General features: G+C 66.2%; 14 protein-coding genes. 11 read left to right on the plus strand and 3 right to left on the minus strand.

Annotation, left to right across the window (positions count from 1 at the left end; all coding sequences use genetic code 11):
• Positions 1–59: 59 nt before the first annotated feature.
• Together GY937_06630 and GY937_06635 are read right to left on the minus strand one after the other, a co-directional pair.
• Positions 60–1,325 carry a CoA transferase gene (locus tag GY937_06630; protein ID MCP5056388.1) on the minus strand — a complete coding sequence of 422 codons (1,266 nt, stop codon included), beginning with the start codon at positions 1,323–1,325 and terminating at the stop codon, positions 60–62.
• Complete coding sequence (locus GY937_06635) at positions 1,325–2,548, minus strand: CoA transferase (GenBank protein MCP5056389.1); 1,224 nt, start codon at positions 2,546–2,548, stop codon at positions 1,325–1,327. The genes GY937_06630 and GY937_06635 overlap by 1 nt, the downstream gene beginning before the upstream one ends.
• An 85-nt stretch (positions 2,549–2,633) precedes the next feature.
• Here GY937_06635 and GY937_06640 point away from each other — a divergent pair, with 85 nt between their 5' ends.
• Genes GY937_06640 through GY937_06690 form a run of 11 tightly spaced genes read left to right on the plus strand, consistent with a single transcriptional unit; the run spans position 2,634 to position 14,415 of the window.
• Positions 2,634–3,302, plus strand: coding sequence for a TetR/AcrR family transcriptional regulator (locus tag GY937_06640; GenBank protein ID MCP5056390.1), 669 nt, complete (start codon positions 2,634–2,636; stop codon positions 3,300–3,302).
• Complete coding sequence (locus GY937_06645; protein MCP5056391.1) at positions 3,299–5,059, plus strand: FAD-binding protein; 1,761 nt, start codon at positions 3,299–3,301, stop codon at positions 5,057–5,059. Before GY937_06640 ends, GY937_06645 begins: the two co-directional genes overlap by 4 nt.
• 2 nt (positions 5,060–5,061) lie before the next feature.
• On the plus strand, positions 5,062–6,129 hold the full coding sequence (locus GY937_06650; GenBank protein MCP5056392.1) for a TIGR03617 family F420-dependent LLM class oxidoreductase: 1,068 nt from the start codon (positions 5,062–5,064) through the stop codon (positions 6,127–6,129).
• A 34-nt stretch (positions 6,130–6,163) separates the two neighbouring features.
• Complete coding sequence (locus tag GY937_06655) at positions 6,164–6,988, plus strand: hypothetical protein (protein MCP5056393.1); 825 nt, start codon at positions 6,164–6,166, stop codon at positions 6,986–6,988.
• Between the two features lie 51 nt (positions 6,989–7,039).
• Positions 7,040–7,339, plus strand: coding sequence for a hypothetical protein (locus tag GY937_06660; protein MCP5056394.1), 300 nt, complete (start codon positions 7,040–7,042; stop codon positions 7,337–7,339).
• A gap of 1 nt (position 7,340) precedes the next feature.
• A complete protein-coding gene (locus GY937_06665) occupies positions 7,341–8,156 on the plus strand; it encodes an electron transfer flavoprotein subunit beta/FixA family protein (protein ID MCP5056395.1) in 816 nt (271 codons plus the stop codon).
• Positions 8,157–8,208: 52 nt separating this feature from the next.
• Positions 8,209–9,192, plus strand: a complete 984-nt coding sequence (locus tag GY937_06670) for an electron transfer flavoprotein subunit alpha/FixB family protein (protein MCP5056396.1) — start codon at positions 8,209–8,211, stop codon at positions 9,190–9,192.
• Positions 9,189–9,629: a hypothetical protein gene (locus GY937_06675; GenBank protein MCP5056397.1), complete on the plus strand. Its 441-nt coding sequence runs from the start codon at positions 9,189–9,191 to the stop codon at positions 9,627–9,629. Before GY937_06670 ends, GY937_06675 begins: the two co-directional genes overlap by 4 nt.
• A 28-nt stretch (positions 9,630–9,657) precedes the next feature.
• On the plus strand, positions 9,658–10,839 hold the full coding sequence (locus GY937_06680; GenBank protein ID MCP5056398.1) for a transporter: 1,182 nt from the start codon (positions 9,658–9,660) through the stop codon (positions 10,837–10,839).
• A 26-nt stretch (positions 10,840–10,865) separates the two neighbouring features.
• A complete protein-coding gene (locus GY937_06685) occupies positions 10,866–11,966 on the plus strand; it encodes a nitronate monooxygenase (protein MCP5056399.1) in 1,101 nt (366 codons plus the stop codon).
• 16 nt (positions 11,967–11,982) lie between these two features.
• Entirely contained in the window at positions 11,983–14,415 is a 2,433-nt protein-coding gene (locus tag GY937_06690) for a CoA transferase (GenBank protein ID MCP5056400.1), read from the plus strand.
• Positions 14,416–14,424: 9 nt separating this feature from the next.
• On the opposite strand, the gene GY937_06695 is transcribed toward GY937_06690, so the two are convergent.
• Positions 14,425–15,870: an FAD-dependent oxidoreductase gene (locus GY937_06695; GenBank protein ID MCP5056401.1), complete on the minus strand. Its 1,446-nt coding sequence runs from the start codon at positions 15,868–15,870 to the stop codon at positions 14,425–14,427.
• Positions 15,871–15,875 lie beyond the last annotated feature (5 nt).

The raw sequence follows: 15,875 nt of genomic DNA on the forward strand, positions 1-15,875 counted from the left end.
AGGTCAAAGTTGAGATTTCACCCTACAAGTTCGTCAACAGCCCCATAAAGAATGGGAGATCAGGGTTCATCCGCGGGCTCGATGGCGCCAGCCGCCACGGCCCGCTCGACCTCGTCTGGCGTCATGCCGAGCAGCGAGCCAAAGACGAAATCGTTGTCCTCGCCTACTCCGGCGCCTGCCCTTCCACTGTGCCCTGGCGTTCCTCTCAAGCCGAGCGGAATGCCGGTGGCCGTCACCACCCCCTTCGCCATGTGCTCGATCTGCTCGAAGAAGTCTCGGGCAGCAAGGTGCGCATCGTGCCGGGCCAGGTCCTCTACGTTCTGGACCACGCCGGCCGCAACTCCGGCCTCCTGGAGCGCAGTCATCAACTCGTAGTCCTTGCGCACGCGGGTGCGTGCGGCGATCACGTCGTCCAGCGCCTGGGCATGCTCCATCCGTGCGGCGAGCGACGCGAAGCGCGGCTCGCTCTGCCACTCCGGCTTGCCCAACACGCGGCAGAGGTGCTCCCATTCGGAGTCCGTCGCAACAGAGATGGCGCACCAGCGATCCTCGCCGCGACACGGGTAGCAGCCATGGGGCGCGGCACTCCGGGAGCGATTGCCCATCCTCTCCGGTTCCTGGCCCAGGGCGAGATACTCCATCATCACGTGACCGAAGCCGGCCACGGTCGCCTCGTATTGGGAGAGGTTGATGTACTGCCCTCCGCCCCCCCGACGCCGATGGTCGAGGGCGGCCAGCACGGCGACCAATCCATGCAGGGCGCTGATCGCGTCGGGGTACGCGTACTGGGTCAGCGTGCACTCCCGGGAGGGGAATCCGGAGAGTCGGCTCATTCCCGACAGGGCCTCGATGTTAGGCCCCCAGGTCACGTAGCGTCTGCACGGGCCCGTATCGCCAAAGCCAGACGAACTGAGCATGACGAGCTCGCCATTCCCTTGCTGGAGTTCTTCATAGCCCAGCCCGAGCTTGTCCATGACACCTGCGCTGTAGTTCTCGATCGCGATGTCGCTGCGAGCTACGAGGCGCTTGGCCAATTCCACAGCGAGAGGCTGGCGGAGATCCAGGGTCACGAAGCGTTTCCCCGCGTTCCAATCGGTGAACCAGGGCGACAGCCGCGGCTGGATGCCCAGCTCGCGATCCCAGGGCGGAACGTAGAGCCGCACCACGTCGGGACGTTTCCTGGATTCCACCCGGATCACCTCGGCACCGCACCAGGCCAGGAATCGGCCGATCCACGGACCCGCCATGGCGGCGGAGAACTCGACGACGCGCAGACCTGCAAGCGCCTGGCGCGGCTCGTTCGAGGGTCGATCGCCCTGGGACATCAGATCACGCCTCCGGCCTGGAGCGTTCGCAACTTCGCCTCGGAGAGGCCGAGTTCGTCGCAGTAGACCTCCCGGTTGTGCTGCCCCGGAGACGGGGCTGGGCGGTAGATGCGCCACGGCGTCTCGGAGTGCCGATAGGGCGCGCCCGGATAGGTAAGACGACCCACGGTTGGATGGTCGACCTCCTCGAAGAACCCCCGCGAGGCGAGATGGGGATCCTTCGCCACCGCAGCGGCGGAATGAACGGGCGTAACGGCGATGTGCCGGTTCTGTCCCTCGCGGTAGGCCTCCTCGACGCGGAGTCGCGACATCAGATCCGAAATGAACAAATCCAGGAACTCGCGGTAGGGCAACCGATTCGAAGAAGGCCCCTCGAACATCGGATCGAGGATCTCCTCGTTGCCGGTCACCTCGTGGACCCACTCCGCCAGGGCGGTCCAGTGCAGCGGTCGATTCACCATCAGGTAGATGCTTCCGTCCCTGCACGGATAGGCACCGGAGGGGACCGAGGCGAACAGGCCGGTTCCCTGGCGCTTGGAGACGATCCCGTCGTCGAGCCACTTCCCGACGCCGCAAATGTGCGAGACCGAGGCGACCACCTCCTGTACGGAGATGTCGACGTGCTGCCCCTCGCCGCGCCCCGAACTAGCGAGCAGGGCAATCAAGCTGCTGGCCGCCGCCACAGTGGCCGCCGCCACGTGCGCCTGGCTGCCAGCCATGCGCACCGGCGGATCTGCCTCCTCTCCGGTGACATGCATCGCCCCGCCCTGGGCGCTGGCCACGAGATCCGAGGAGCGGAAGCCCCGATGCGGGCCCGTCTGCCCGAACCCGGAGATCGAAGTGAGGACCAGGCGGGCATTCGCCTGGCGGAGGTTCTCATAGCCCAGCCCCAGACCCTCGAGGGTGCCCGGCGCGAGGGTCTCGATGACGAGATCCGCGCTGCTCGCGAGCTTCTCGAAGAGCGCACGTCCCTCCGGCTGCTGCAGGTCCAGCGCCACACCGCGTTTGCTGGTGTTCATGTAGAGGAAGGAGAGGCTCTCCTCGCGACCGGACCCGGCCTGGATCCGGGGAGGCGTGCCTCGACTCGGGTCGCCGCCGGGGGGCTCCAACTTGATGACGTCAGCGCCCAGATCCGCCAGCAGCTTTCCGCAGTAGGCGCCCTCTTCGCCGGCGAGTTCCAGGACTCGCCGCCCGCTCAGCGCGCCGTTGGGCCCGCTCGGCATGAATTCCCCCTGACCTTCGAAGCTCCTCGTCTCGCCGCACAACGACCGGCCTTGACGTATCCTAACTCAAGAGTAAGCTACTAGCATGAGAGTCAGCTCCCCCGCTGCTCCCCGCCGCACCGCCCAGGTCACCGAAGAGACCCGGGGTCTGATCTTGGCGGCAGCGGAGGCCGAGTTCGCCGGCAGCGGTTTTGCGGCAGCGCGCCTGGCGGATATCGCGGAGCGCGTCGGGATCACCCGCGCGGCCATCATCTACCACTTCCGCGACAAGAGAGCACTCTACGACGCCGTCCTCGAGGCGGCCTTCGGGCCCCTCACCGAGCAGATCCAGGCGTCCGTGAGCGTGCCAGGCTCCAACGCCGAGCGGATCGAGCGGGTCATCCAGGCGTGGTTCGAGTGCGCTGCAGAGCGCCCCACGTTGGGTCGGCTGTTCATACGGGAGGTCGCTTCGGCGGAGGATACGCTGCGCCCCGAGGTCGATCGCCTGGCGGCGCCCATGTACGCGGCCTTCCTGGACGCCATCGAGCAGGGGCAGCGCGACGGCGAGTTCCGCCCGATCAGCGCCGTCCATGTCGCGAACATCCTTTCGGGCGCCGCGATCTGGCTGACCAGCGGAGCGCACCTGACAGGTGGACAAGAAACCGAACCCCCCGCCGAACGCCTCGCGCAATATCGGGACGAGTTGGCAGGCGTCGCACGTCACCTGCTGGGAATCCAGCCGCATGACGGGCAAGGCGAAAACGATCACGAGTGATCCGCTCCCGGGGCGGCGAGCTCCGGAAGGGACATGGGACGAACGAGGTCATGATGGAAGCCAGATCGACGAGCTTTGATCACACTGTCGACGTCCTGGTCATCGGCTCAGGTGCCGGGGCCATGACGGCGGCTCTGCGGGCTCACGACCAGGGGGCCAACGCGCTCCTGATCGAGAAGACCGACCGCTACGGCGGCTCTTCCGCGATGTCGTCCTGCCTGCTGTGGATCCCGAACAACCACCTGATGGCGGACGCCGGTGTTCCGGATACCCGAGAGGAGGCCTGGAGCTACCTGAAGGGCACGACCGCCGGTGCTGTTTCCGACGATCGACTGAACGCCTACCTGGACAATGGCCCCGAAGCACTCAAGTACCTCGTCGATCGAACGCGCGCGAAGTTCATCTCCCTGCCCGAATACTGCGACTACTATCCCCGGGTTCCGGGTAGCAAGCCGGGCGGGCGCTCGGTCGAACCGGAGCACTTCGACGCCCGCCAGCTGGGCGAAGATTTCGTCAACATGCGCAACCAGAACCCGCAGATGCAGATCTTGGGACGTCTCGGGATGACGGCCGTCGAGGCGCGCATGACCATGACCGGACAGCCGGGCGGAATGATGCTCTTCGCGAAGCTCATCCTCAAGTACCTCACGGACTTCCGCTGGCGCCTGCGATCTCCGCGTGACCGGAATCCGTCGGGTGGCAACGCGCTGATCGGGATGCTTCGCCTCTCGCTGATGGATCGGGACATCCCGCTCTGGCTGAAGACGCCCGCACGCGAGCTGATCGTCGAAGATGGACGCGTGACAGGCGTCGTTGTGGAAAAGGACGGCCAGCAGACCCGCATCGGAGCGACCCGCGGCGTGATCCTCGGCGCGGGTGGCTTCGAGGGCAACCAGGCCATGCGCGAGAAGTACCTGCCGGGTCCCACCCGCAAGGAGTGGACCTGCGGCAACCCGCATAACACCGGGGACGCGATCGAGATGGGCAGGAAGATTGGCGCCGGAGTCGACCTGATGGACGACGCCTGGTGGGGGCCGACCACCGTCGTCCCTGGCGAGGATCTGGCGCGTTTTCTCGTGATCGAGAAGTCCCTGCCCGGAAGCATCCTGGTGGACAAGGCGGGCCGCCGGTTCACGAACGAAGCGGCCCCCTACCTCGACATCGTGAATGCCATGTACGAAAAGGACAGCCCCGAATCCCCCTGCGTACCGGCCTATTTCGTGTTCGACGCCACCTATCGGAAGAACTACATCTGTGGCCCGCTCTTGCAGGGCTCCGCACACCCGGACTGGATGGCACGCAAGCTCTTCGAAAATGGCTACCTCAAGAAGGCAAAGACGCTCGATGATCTCGCAGCGCAGCTCGGTGTGAACGCCGAGGGGCTCAAGGAGTCCGTGGCGAGGAACAACGAGTACGCCCGCACGGGGGAGGATCCCGAGTTCGGCCGCGGCGAAACGATCTACGACCGCTACTACGGCGATGCCAAGGTCGAGCCGAACCCGTGCATCGGTCCGATCGAGAAAGGCCCCTTCTACGCGATCGAAGCCTTCCCCGGCGAACTCGGCACGAAGGGTGGACTCACGGTCGACGCTCGGGCACGCGTGCTCACCGAGGCGGGGGACGTGATCCCGGGGCTCTACGCGATTGGCAACTGCTCGTCATCCATGATGGGCCGCAGCTATCCCGGAGCTGGTGCCACGATCGGGCCGGCGACCACCTTCGGATACATCGCCGCCACCGATGCGACGGAGGACTGAGCGTGGCCTTCCGCGTCCAGACCGTGATTCTGGGGCCCGACACCGACCAGTACGCCGGTGATGGCCAGGGGATGACCGACATCCGGGGCATCGCGGCAGCGGCCCGCCGATGCGAAGAACTGGGCTTCGACGGCTTGACTGCGCCGGAGGCCGGCCATGACCCTTTTCTTCCGTTGGTCGTCGCGGCGGAGCACACCGAGAACATCCAACTCGGCACCAACGTCGCCATCGCCTTTCCGCGCAGCCCCATGGTGACGGCACAGCTCGCCTGGGACCTGCAGAACCTCTCCGGCGGGCGCTTCCAACTCGGGCTGGGCACCCAGGTGAAGGGCCACGTCGAGCGGCGCTACGCGTCGAACTGGACCGAGGCCCCCGGCCCTCGTCTACGCGAGTACCTGCTCTGCGTGAAGGCGATGTTCGAGACTTTCCAGACCGGCGCCAAACCCGATTTCGAGGGCGAGCATTACCGCTTCTCGCTGATGAACCCCTTCTTCAACCCGGGCCCGATCGAGCATCCAAACGTCCCGATCCACCTGGCCGCCGTCAATCCCTACATGGCTCGCCTCGCGGGTGAATTGGGCGACGGCCTGCGTCTTCACCCCATTGCCACCTTCCGCTACACGCGGGAGGTCGTCCTGCCGGCGATCGAGGACGGTGCCAGGAAAGCCGGTCGTAAGCCTTCCGAGATCGACCTGATCGGGGCGCCCTTCCTTGCGATCGCCAACGACGCGGCCGGCGTCGAGGCGGCCAAGCAGGCACTCAAGCAACACATCGCCTTCTATGCCTCCACGCCTACCTACCACGCCGTACTCGAATTCCACGGCTGGGAGGGCGTCGGCCAGGAGCTCCACCGGCTGTCCCGAGCTGGCGGGTGGAAGGAAATGCCGAACCAGATCACCGACGAAATGCTCGAGGAGTGGGCCATCGTTGGCACGCGCGACGAGTTGGTGCCCCGGATTCGAGAGCGCTGCTCCGACATCTTCTCGACCGTCCTGCTGGATCTCTCGGCCGAGCTGCGGCGGGATGAGGCCTGGCTCAAAGAAACCATCGCGGCACTGCATCAGGCGTAGACGGCGTGACATCGCAACAGAAAAGGCGAACACCATGACATCCGAGGATCACCTCCTCTTCGAAGTCGACGAGGGCGTCGGCATCGTCACCTTGAATCGTCCGGAGCGCTTGAACGCCATCAGCTGGGAGCTGGGCCGGGATCTCGTCGAACTCTTCCGTGAGGTGCGGCATCGCGACGACGTGCGGGTCCTGGTGCTGACCGGCGCCGGCAGAGCCTTCTCATCCGGCGGCGACGCAGAGTGGATCAGCGGCGGATCGGAGGATCGCGGCCTGCCGGGGCTCTCGGATCTTCCGCTGGAGCGCTATCAGCGCAAGACGCCCGCCGGCCCGCTGGGAGAATTCACCCGTATGATCGTCGAAGTAGACAAGCCGGTGATCGCGGCTTGCTCGGGCCCTGTCATTGGCGCCGGCCTCGCCTTCGCTCTCGCCTGCGACCGCCGCATCGCGGACACCACCACACGCTGGTGCGCTGCCATGGTTCGGCTCGGCTTCGCCCCGGACTGCGGCATCACCTACTTCCTTCCGCGCGTCACGCGATTGTCCACGGCGCTCATGATGGTCGAGACAGGCCGGAGCCTGAAGGCCGAAGAGGCGCACCGCGAAGGCCTCATCGACGAGCTCGTCGAGGAGGGACAGGCGCTACCGAAGGCCCTCGAGTACGCGAAGACGCTCGCCGAAGGGCCGAGCGTCGCCATCGACCTCGCGCGCCGCTTCATCCACAAGTCCCTCAACTCGACACTGGACGAGATGATCGACTACGAGGCCGTGGCCGCGACCATGTCCGCGCACACAGCCGACGCGCGGGAGGGCACGAGTGCCTTTCTGGAGAAGCGCAAGGCGAAATTCAAGGGCTACTAGCGGCGCGTCGGAGAGCCCGGCGCGCGAATGGAGAGGACGAGAACATTGGCGATGCCTACGAGTCACGGCGTAGAACCGTCGCTTGCGGGGGCACGTGCGGAATGCGACGGCGGCGGAATGATTCCGGGCACGCGCTACGCCGGCCGGGAGGAATTCGCAGGAAGCCTCACCGGCGAGTACGTCGACCACGGCGATCCGCCCTGGCGTTGGTATCTCCTGACCGACCTCTCACACAAGCCGCCCGACTACCCGGCGGATGCGGTGTGGTGCGAATCCGAAAGCCTGTTTCTAATCGACGCGGAGGGCAGGACCCTGCCGGACTGCCTCCCGGGCGGACAAAGGAAGAAGTGAGATGCGAATCGTCGTCTGCGTGAAGGAAGTACTCGACCCCGATGCGGTCAACAACTACGCCCTGGCCGGGCGCCTCGAGATCGGTGAGGACGGAAAGTCCCTGACCCAGACCACGATTCCGCGTCTGATGAACGGTTTCGACGAGCAAGCACTGGAGGCCGCGCTCCGACTGCGCGACGCCGGCGCCGAATGTCGCATCGGTGCGGTCTCGGCAGGCCCGGATTCCACGACCATCCTGAAGCACGCCGCAGCCCTTGGGGTCGACGAGATCGCCTCCCTCCCGATGGAAGAGCCCTCGCCCGACTACCATGTCGTCGCAGCGTTGCTGGCCGCCTATGTTCGCTCGAGCGGCGATGCGGACCTCGTCCTTTGCGGAAGACAGGCCTCCGACGATGATCAGGGCGTGGTACCCGCTCTGATCTGCGAAGCCCTCGGGATGCCGCTCGTGACCAACGCGCGTGCAATCGAGCTCGCACCGGCGTCCGACGAACCCACGCTTCGGATCACCCGGGTCACCCCGGACGGTGACGAAGTCGTCGAGGTGTCCTGCCCGGCCGTCGTCACCGTGAGCAACGAGCTCGGAGAGCCGCGCTACCCGACGGCGGCCAAGAAGATGGCGGCGCGGCGGATGAAGCCCGAGATCATCACAGCGGAAGGTCTCTCCCTCTCCCCGGAGGCGCTCCAACCCCGGGTCGCGGCCCAGCGCCAGTTCGTCCCGACCGTCTCTGGCGACTGCGAGTTCCTGCCGGGCGAGACACCAGCCGCGCTGGCCGAAGCCCTGATCGCGCGCCTGCGACAGGAGAGCGTGATCAGCTGACGCGCGGGAACCCGAAGCAAAACGACAGCAAGCCAAGGAAGAGAAGAAGGTCATGGAAACGAAACCGGTTGTGGTGTGCATGTGGAACCTGGGCCAGGGAGGACTCCCTGTAGGTACAGAGGAAGCGCTCACCCTTGGCCGAAAGGTGGCAAGCGCCACAGGAGCAAGGCTCCACTTGCTGGTGCTCGGTCCGCTCCCCGAGGAATGCCTGGAGACGGCCGGACGCTTCGGCGCGGACGACGTCGACCAGATCGAAGACGCGGCGCTCGAAGGTTTCGCACCGGACGCCTATGTGGATGCCCTCGCTGGCTACTGCCAGCAGGAGTCGCCGGCGCTCATACTCTTCAGCCAGGCGGCAGACACCCGTCTCGTGGCCCCGCGACTGGCCGGACGCGTGGGCGCCGGCGTCTTGATGAACGGTGTCGACATCTCCGTCGGCGAAAGCGGAGGCCTCCAGGCCACCGCCTCGGCCTACGGTGGCGATACCCAGATGGTCTACGAGCTGTCCGGCGCAGCGTCGTATGTGGTGGCGCTCAGCGCCAATGCGCTGCTTCCCGAGCCTGCCGAGGGGGGGCCGACCCAGCCAGGGTGTCGATCGATCCAGGTCGACCTCAGCGGAGTCAACGAGCGCATCCGCGTGATCGAGCAGGCCCGAACCGAAGGCCCACGCCTCGAGGACGCCGACATCATCGTCTCCGGCGGGCGCGGCCTGGGCGGGCCCGAGAACTACAAGTTGATCGAGCAACTCGCCGAGGCGCTCGGCGGGCTGGCCGGCGCATCTCGGCCCATCGTGGACGAGGGCTGGGTGGACTCCTCCCAGCAGGTGGGCCTGACTGGCAAGATCACCCGGCCGGCTCTGTATCTCGCCGCCGGCATCTCGGGTGCGAGCCAGCACATGGCCGGATGCTCGGCCGCCAAGACGATCGTTGCGATCAACAAGGATCCGGACGCTGCGATCTTCCGCTACGCCAGCTACGGCCTCGTGGGCGATTGCTTGGAGATCCTCCCCGAGCTGATCCGGGCGGCAAGGCAATGACGACGCACGAGCAGATTCCCGTGACGGAAGGGCTGTTCGCCGAAACGCCGGCGGGCCCGCGCCTGCTGGGCTCGCGTTGCGCGACGTGCAGCACGCCCTATTTCCCTCGATCGGCCGCCTGTCACAACCCGGTGTGCGACGAGAGCCGAATGGAAGACGCCGACTTCGGCCCCAGGGGCCGGCTCTGGAGCTGCGCGATCCAGAACTACCCGCCGCCGCTACCCGCTCGCTACGAGGAGCCCTACACGCCCTACGCCGTGGGCGTCGTCGATCTCGATGAGGGCCTCCGGGTGGTCGCGCGCATGAGTGTCGATGACCCAGATTCCCTGCAGCTGGACGCCGAGGTGGAACTCACGATCGAGCCCATCTACCAGGATGACGAGGGACGCGACGTGACGACCTGGAAGTTCAAGCCACTCGAGTCGGGCGGCAGTTGAAGCCGCGCAGTCGGAGAGAGGACTCGCCATGAGAGACGTAGCAGTGCTGGGCGTGGGGATGCATCCCTGGGGCAAGTTCGCGGACCGGTCCGTCACCTCGATGTGCCGTGTGGCGACCGACGCCGCGCTCGCAGACGCCGGCGTGGAATGGCGCGAAGTGGAGGCCGTCGCCGCAGCGAGTTCCCGCTTCTCCGGTGGAAAAGGATGGGGCCTCAACGGCAACGATGTCGTCGAAGAGATGGGATCCACCGGCATTCCCGTCTACAACCTTTCAGCGGGATGCGCGGCTGGCGGCAATGCGTTCAACATCGGTTGGACCCTGGTCGCCAGTGGCGTGCACGATTGCGTCCTGGTCGTCGGTGGCGAGAAGATGCCCAAGGGCTTCATCCAGACCTCCGGCCTCGAGGAGGACACCGATCCCGAGCACTTGCGACAGCTCTGCGTGGGCATGCCCGGCCCCGCCTTCTGGGCCGCTCTCTGCCGGCGACGCATGCAGGACTTCGGAACCAGCGAGGAGGATCTGGCCCGGATCGCCGTCAAGGCCCACCAGATCGGCAAGCACAATACGAACGCCCGCTTTCGGCAGGAGTTCAGCATGGAGGACGTGCTCAACTCCAACATGGTGAGCTTCCCGCTGCGGCTCTACGAAATCTGTCCCGTGAGCGACGGCGCGGCCGCCGTGGTCATCTGCTCTGCAGACGTGGCCCGGAAGCGCACCTCGCGGCCCGTCTGGGTGGCATCGAGCAGCGTCGCCACGGCGCGCTTCGACGACGGCCTCCCGCGCGGACTCGGCACCGTGGTGCCTCAGGCGGGACCGACCTGCCACAGTGAAGCCAGCCTGGCCGTGGGCAAGGCGCTGGAGTCGGCAGCAGTGGCTCCGACGGAACTCGACCTCGTGGAGCTGCAGGACAACACTGTCTTCTACGAACTCGCCTTCCCCGAGGACTGGGGCCTGTGCCAGCCCGGTGAGGCAGAGCGTCTCGTAGAGAAGGGAGAAACCCTTCCCACGGGCAAGCTGCCGATCAACCCCAGTGGCGGCTTCCTCTGCTTCGGAGAGGCAACCACCGCCATGGGCGTGTTCCAGATCTGCGAGCTCACCTGGCAGCTCCGAGAACAGGCCGGGGCCAGACAGGTCCCCGGCGCAAAGATCGCCCTGGCACAGACCCTCGGCCTGGGTGGCAACGCCACCGCCGCGGTTCTCAAGAATTAACGAAAGTGAATGAGGAGGAACCCCCAATGGCCAAGGATCCGCTGCGAACGAAGCTATGCGACATGCTGGAGGTCGAGTACCCGATCATCTCCTTCACCCATTGCAAGGATGTCGCGGTCTCGGTCATCAACTCCGGCGCCTTTGCGGTGCTCGGTGAGGCCATGCACACGCCGGACGAGATCTCGGCCGACATCAAGTGGATCCGTGACCGGGTGGACGGCAAGCCCTTCGGAGTCGACCTGGTGCTGCCCGCCTCGGTTCCATCATCGGGCAGCCTGGAGGATCTGGAGAAGAACATCCCGGAGACGCATCGGGCCTTCGCTCAGCAGATCAAGGAGAAGTACGACGTCCCGGATCCCAAGGGGGCGATCGCACTTCATCAGTGGGGCGGTCTGAACCAGGAGATGGCGCGCAGCCAACTCGAGGTACTGCTCGAAGAGCGCGTGCCCGTGATCTGCTCGGGCCTGGGTAGCCCGGCCTTCATGCTCGACGCCGCCCGGGAGCGCAACATCAAGATCTTCGGCCTGATTGGCAAGACGCGGCAGGCCAAGCGCCAGATCGAAGCCGGCGTGGACGCCGTCATCGCCCAGGGATACGACGCGGCGGGCCACACTGGAGCGATGGGGACCTTCTCGATCGTCCCGGAAGTCGTCTCCATTGCCGGCGACATTCCCGTCATCGCCGCTGGCGGCATCACCACCGGCCGTCACCTGGCAGCCGCCTTGTGCCTGGGCGCCTCCGGAGTCTGGACGGGAACCCTGTGGCTTGCCTCACGGGAATCCGACGTGGACATGATCGTCAAGGAGAAGCTCCTCGCCGCAACGGCCGACGACACCTCCTACTCCCGCTGCATTTCGGGCATGACCATGCGCACCCTGAAATGCCCCTGGACCGAAGAGTGGGCGAAGCCCGAGGCGCCGCCGGTGCTGCCCGCGCCTTATCAGATGCTCCTCAGCTCCGACTACATCCAGGGTGCCAACGACAACCGCCGGGAGGATTTGATGACCGAGGCGGCCGGTCAGGGCGTGGGCTTCGTCACTGCGATGAAGCCGGCCCGCCAGATCGTCTTCGACCTGGTCGAGGAAGCCCTCACCGCCATCGAGGAAGTCACCGGCGAGCTTCCGTGACGCGGAGCGAGGCAAGATGAGCCGGGGGGCTCTCGAGGGAATCAAGGTCGTCGAGCTGGGTCAGCGTGTGGCGGCGCCCTACTGCGCAAAGCTCTTCGCCGACTACGGAGCCGACGTCATCAAGGTGGAGCCTCCCGCGGGCGACACCGCCCGATGTTGGGGCCCATTCCCGAACGACGAACCCCACCCCGAGAAGAGCGGCCTCTTCCACTTCCTCAACACCAACAAGCGCAGCGTCACCCTCGACATCGCCCGTTCCGACCAACGGGATCTCTTGCTCCAGCTCATCGCCGGCGCCGACGTCCTGATCGAGGACAACGCGCCTCAGCGGATGCAGGAGTGGGGCCTCGACTACGGCACGCTCTCGGCCCTGAACCCGGATCTGGTGATGATCTCGATCACGCCCTTCGGCCAGACCGGCCCCTATTCCGGGTGGAAGGGCTACGACCTGAACGCGTTCCACCTCACCGCAGCTGGCCACCGCTATTGCGGGACGCCGGGAAACCCACCGCTCGAGCACGGCACCTTCGCCGCGGATTTCTTCGGTGCAGCCACGGCCTCGGCATGGGGACTGGCAGCGCTCTACGGCCGACAGCAGGCGGGGGGTGGGCAACAGCTCGATGTGTCTTGTGCCGAGGCGATCACCGCGACCTTCGTCGGCGGCCAGAACATCGGAGCCTACGTCCAGAACGGGGAGTTCGGCCACCGGACCGGCGTAGGGATGCCGCTGGGTGCGCCCGCCACCATCGTACCGTGCAAGGACGGCCACGTCTGGATGCTGGCGCTCGAGCCCGGCCAGTGGAACGGACTCGCGAGCGTGATGGGGAATCCCGACTGGATGCAACTCGAGATGTTCCAGGACATGGCGACACGTGCCCAGAACGCCGATGCGATCTACCCCATGATCGAAGCGTGGACCGGCGAACACGGCAAGCAGGAGATCATGGACCGATGCCAGGAGGCCGGTTGCCCGATCACCGCGGTCTTCGACGTGGCCGAAGCGGTGCAGCATCCACACCTCGCTGAGCGGGGCTATCTCGTCGATCTCGAGCACGCCGAACTGGGCCGGATCCGCAGTCTCGGCGCCCCCTTCAAACTGCCGGACTGCCCAGGCGGACCCGAGCGCGCCGCGCCCCTGCTAGGCCAGCACAACAGTGATGTGCTCGCCGACTTGCCCGCGGTAGCTATCGGGAAACCCACGGTCGACTCCGGACCGGCGACGAAGGGCGCGGGTGCCCCGCTACCCCTGGAGGGAATCCGCGTTGCGAACTTCGGCTGGGTGTGGGCAGGCCCGGTGACCGGCCAGACCCTGGGATTCCTCGGCGCCGAGGTCTACAAGATCGAATCCCGTAGTCGGGTGGACCTGCTCCGGACCCTGCCTCCTTTCGCCGGGGGTGTTCGCGACCCGGATCGGAGCCTCTCGAACCACGCCTGCTGGGCGGGCAACGGCAGCGTGACACTCGACCTCAAACGCGAAGAGGCCCGAGATCTCGCCCGCCAACTCGTCGCAGAGTCGGATGTGGTGATCGAGAACTTCGGACCCGGCGTGATCGACCGGCTCGGCCTCGGCTACGACGATCTCCGCAAGGTCAAACAAGACATCGTCATGTTCTCGATGCCAGCGGCGGGCTTGTTCGGCCCCCTCAAGGACATCCGAACCTACGGCCTCAGCCTGACCAGCACGACAGGCCTCGACAGCTTGACCGGCTACTTCGGCGGCCCGCCGGTGCCGGTCGAGAACGCGTTCTCGGACCCGTACAACGGCATCATGGGCGCCTTTGCCGTCCTCACCGCGCTACGACATCGCGACCGGACTGGTCGAGGCCAGCACGTGGACTACTCCCAGCAGGAAGCCGTGATGCAGATGGTCGGACCGGCCTTCATGGACTACGAGATGAATGGAAGGGTGGCAGCGACGCTGGGCAACCGGCACCCCCTCGGCGCGGCTGCGCCTCATGGCGTGTTCCCCTGTGCAGGTGAAGATCGCTGGATCAGCATTGCCGTGCACGAGGACGAAGAATGGCGCGGCCTCGTTCGGGCCATGAACAAGCCCGAATGGGCCCGGGCTCCCGAACTCGACAGCGGCGCGGGAAGGCTCGAGCGGCTGGAAGCGATCCACGAGGAGCTGGCCGCGTGGACTCCCGGCTTCGACGATCGCGAGTTGGCGGAGAGGCTCCAACGAGAAGGCGTCCCCGCCGCACCGGTACTGAACGTCGCCGACCTCCTCGATGATCCACACTACCAGGAACGCGGCACCTTCCTATCGGTCCGGCATCCGCTGGGCTTCGACGAGACGATCTACGGCGCCTACGTGAAGATGAGTCGCACCCCGGCACGGGTAGAGACCGGCCCCATCATGGGCAGAGACAACGACTTCGTTTTCAAGGAACTGCTCGGTCTTCCCGAGAACCGCTACCGCGAGCTCGTCGAAGAGCAGATCATCCACTGAGGCCGGGGATCACCCGCCCTCCCCTGCGGCCGCGCGGCCGGCACGGCGGCCGAAGAAGGTGCCGTCTGCGAGAGACAGCCCACTGCTGTAACCCTGGGCGGCCAGGCCCGAGGTCGTCCGACCCGCGGCAAAGAGCCCCGAGATGACATCCCCATCCGGAGTGAGGACGGCCCCGTCGGGCGTCGTGCGCAGCCCCCCCATGGTGAAGACGGCCCAGATCGCCGTTTCGGTGGAGTAGTCGAGAGCCGCGAACGGCGGGTGGACCAGCGGGACCAGGTGAGCCGCAGCTTTCTGGTAGACCGGATCCTCCCCTCGCTGGGCACCGCGGTTGTAGAGTTCGAGCGTGCTCTGGAGACTTCCCTCCGCAAAGCCAAGCTCTCGCTCCAGCTCCTCGAAGGTCTCACCTACGGCAGCGATCTCCGTCGGCGGGAACGGTGTCTCGTAGATGGCGTCATCGACGATCAAGTAGACCTGCCCGCCTTGACCGTGAAGCGCCGCCTCACCGACGACGGTCTGATAGGCGTCTTCGTTGATGAAGCGCTGGCCCTGGCGGTTCACCATCACACCCTGGATCAGGGATTTGGGCACCGTGAACGGCAGCACGATGCTGGCGGTCTCCATGCGAATGACATCCGCTCCTGCGCCCATTCCCATGCGGATGCCCCGCCCGTCGTCGCCATCGCAGGCCAGACGCATCTTGCACTTCCGGAGGAGCGGCGCGTAGCGCTCGACCATCTCGGTGTTGTTGATGAAGCCGCCTGCGGTGAGGATCACGCCACGGCGAGCCCGGTAGTGGCGAAGGCTTCCATCCACCCGCGCCACCACGCCCACGACCCTGTGCTCCTCATCCAAGATCAGCGTCTCGCATAACGTATCCACCTGGATCCGCGCGCCGCAGCCATTCACGGCATCGAGCAGCCGTCGCATCAACATGCCCCCTGCCTCGATGGTCTCCTGCTGCACGGTGTGGCCGCGGGGCGCCGGCCTCGCAATGTCCGGGTAGGGGTGCGCGAGTTCGCTTCCCGAGTAGCTCAAGCAATCGTCGGTCGGCGTGTAGGATCCGTCGCCGTAGAAGGATTCCTTGAACGGGACGCCCTGGCCGACGAGCCAGTGAAAGTGCTCCACGCAATCGTCACAGAAGAGCCGGATCTTCCTTTCGTCGGCGCCGGGGCCGCATGACGCCATCAGGTACGCGTACATCTCGTCCGGCGAATCCTCGAATCCGCACTTCTCCTGGATCGGCGTGCCACCACCCAGGTAGATCTGGCCGGTGGAGAGCGCCGACGTACCCCCTCCTCCACTGGCCCGCTCGAGCACCAGGGTGTCGGCGTCGGCGCTCCTCGCCTCGAGCGCCGCACAGGCCCCGGCGGCACCGAGCCCCACCACGATGACGTCGGCCTCGTCGTCCCACGCGGGTATGTCGCGCAGCGGCCGAACGGCTGCGGCGCGTCCCATGTCCC

It is taken from the genome of bacterium, assembly GCA_024228115.1.
In the GTDB taxonomy this organism is placed as follows: domain Bacteria; phylum Myxococcota_A; class UBA9160; order UBA9160; family UBA6930.

Bases quoted from the DNA above. Each gene is read 5' to 3' on its own strand.
- GY937_06630 (MCP5056388.1), bottom strand. From the start codon at position 1,325: ATGTCCCAGGGCGATCGACCCTCGAACGAGCCGCGCCAGGCGCTTGCA.
- GY937_06635 (MCP5056389.1), bottom strand. From the start codon at position 2,548: ATGCCGAGCGGGCCCAACGGCGCGCTGAGCGGGCGGCGAGTCCTGGAA.
- GY937_06640 (MCP5056390.1), top strand. From the start codon at position 2,634: ATGAGAGTCAGCTCCCCCGCTGCTCCCCGCCGCACCGCCCAGGTCACC.
- GY937_06655 (MCP5056393.1), top strand. From the start codon at position 6,164: ATGACATCCGAGGATCACCTCCTCTTCGAAGTCGACGAGGGCGTCGGC.
- GY937_06660 (MCP5056394.1), top strand. From the start codon at position 7,040: ATGCCTACGAGTCACGGCGTAGAACCGTCGCTTGCGGGGGCACGTGCG.
- GY937_06665 (MCP5056395.1), top strand. From the start codon at position 7,341: ATGCGAATCGTCGTCTGCGTGAAGGAAGTACTCGACCCCGATGCGGTC.
- GY937_06670 (MCP5056396.1), top strand. From the start codon at position 8,209: ATGGAAACGAAACCGGTTGTGGTGTGCATGTGGAACCTGGGCCAGGGA.
- GY937_06675 (MCP5056397.1), top strand. From the start codon at position 9,189: ATGACGACGCACGAGCAGATTCCCGTGACGGAAGGGCTGTTCGCCGAA.
- GY937_06680 (MCP5056398.1), top strand. From the start codon at position 9,658: ATGAGAGACGTAGCAGTGCTGGGCGTGGGGATGCATCCCTGGGGCAAG.
- GY937_06685 (MCP5056399.1), top strand. From the start codon at position 10,866: ATGGCCAAGGATCCGCTGCGAACGAAGCTATGCGACATGCTGGAGGTC.
- GY937_06690 (MCP5056400.1), top strand. From the start codon at position 11,983: ATGAGCCGGGGGGCTCTCGAGGGAATCAAGGTCGTCGAGCTGGGTCAG.
- GY937_06695 (MCP5056401.1), bottom strand. From the start codon at position 15,870: ATGGGACGCGCCGCAGCCGTTCGGCCGCTGCGCGACATACCCGCGTGG.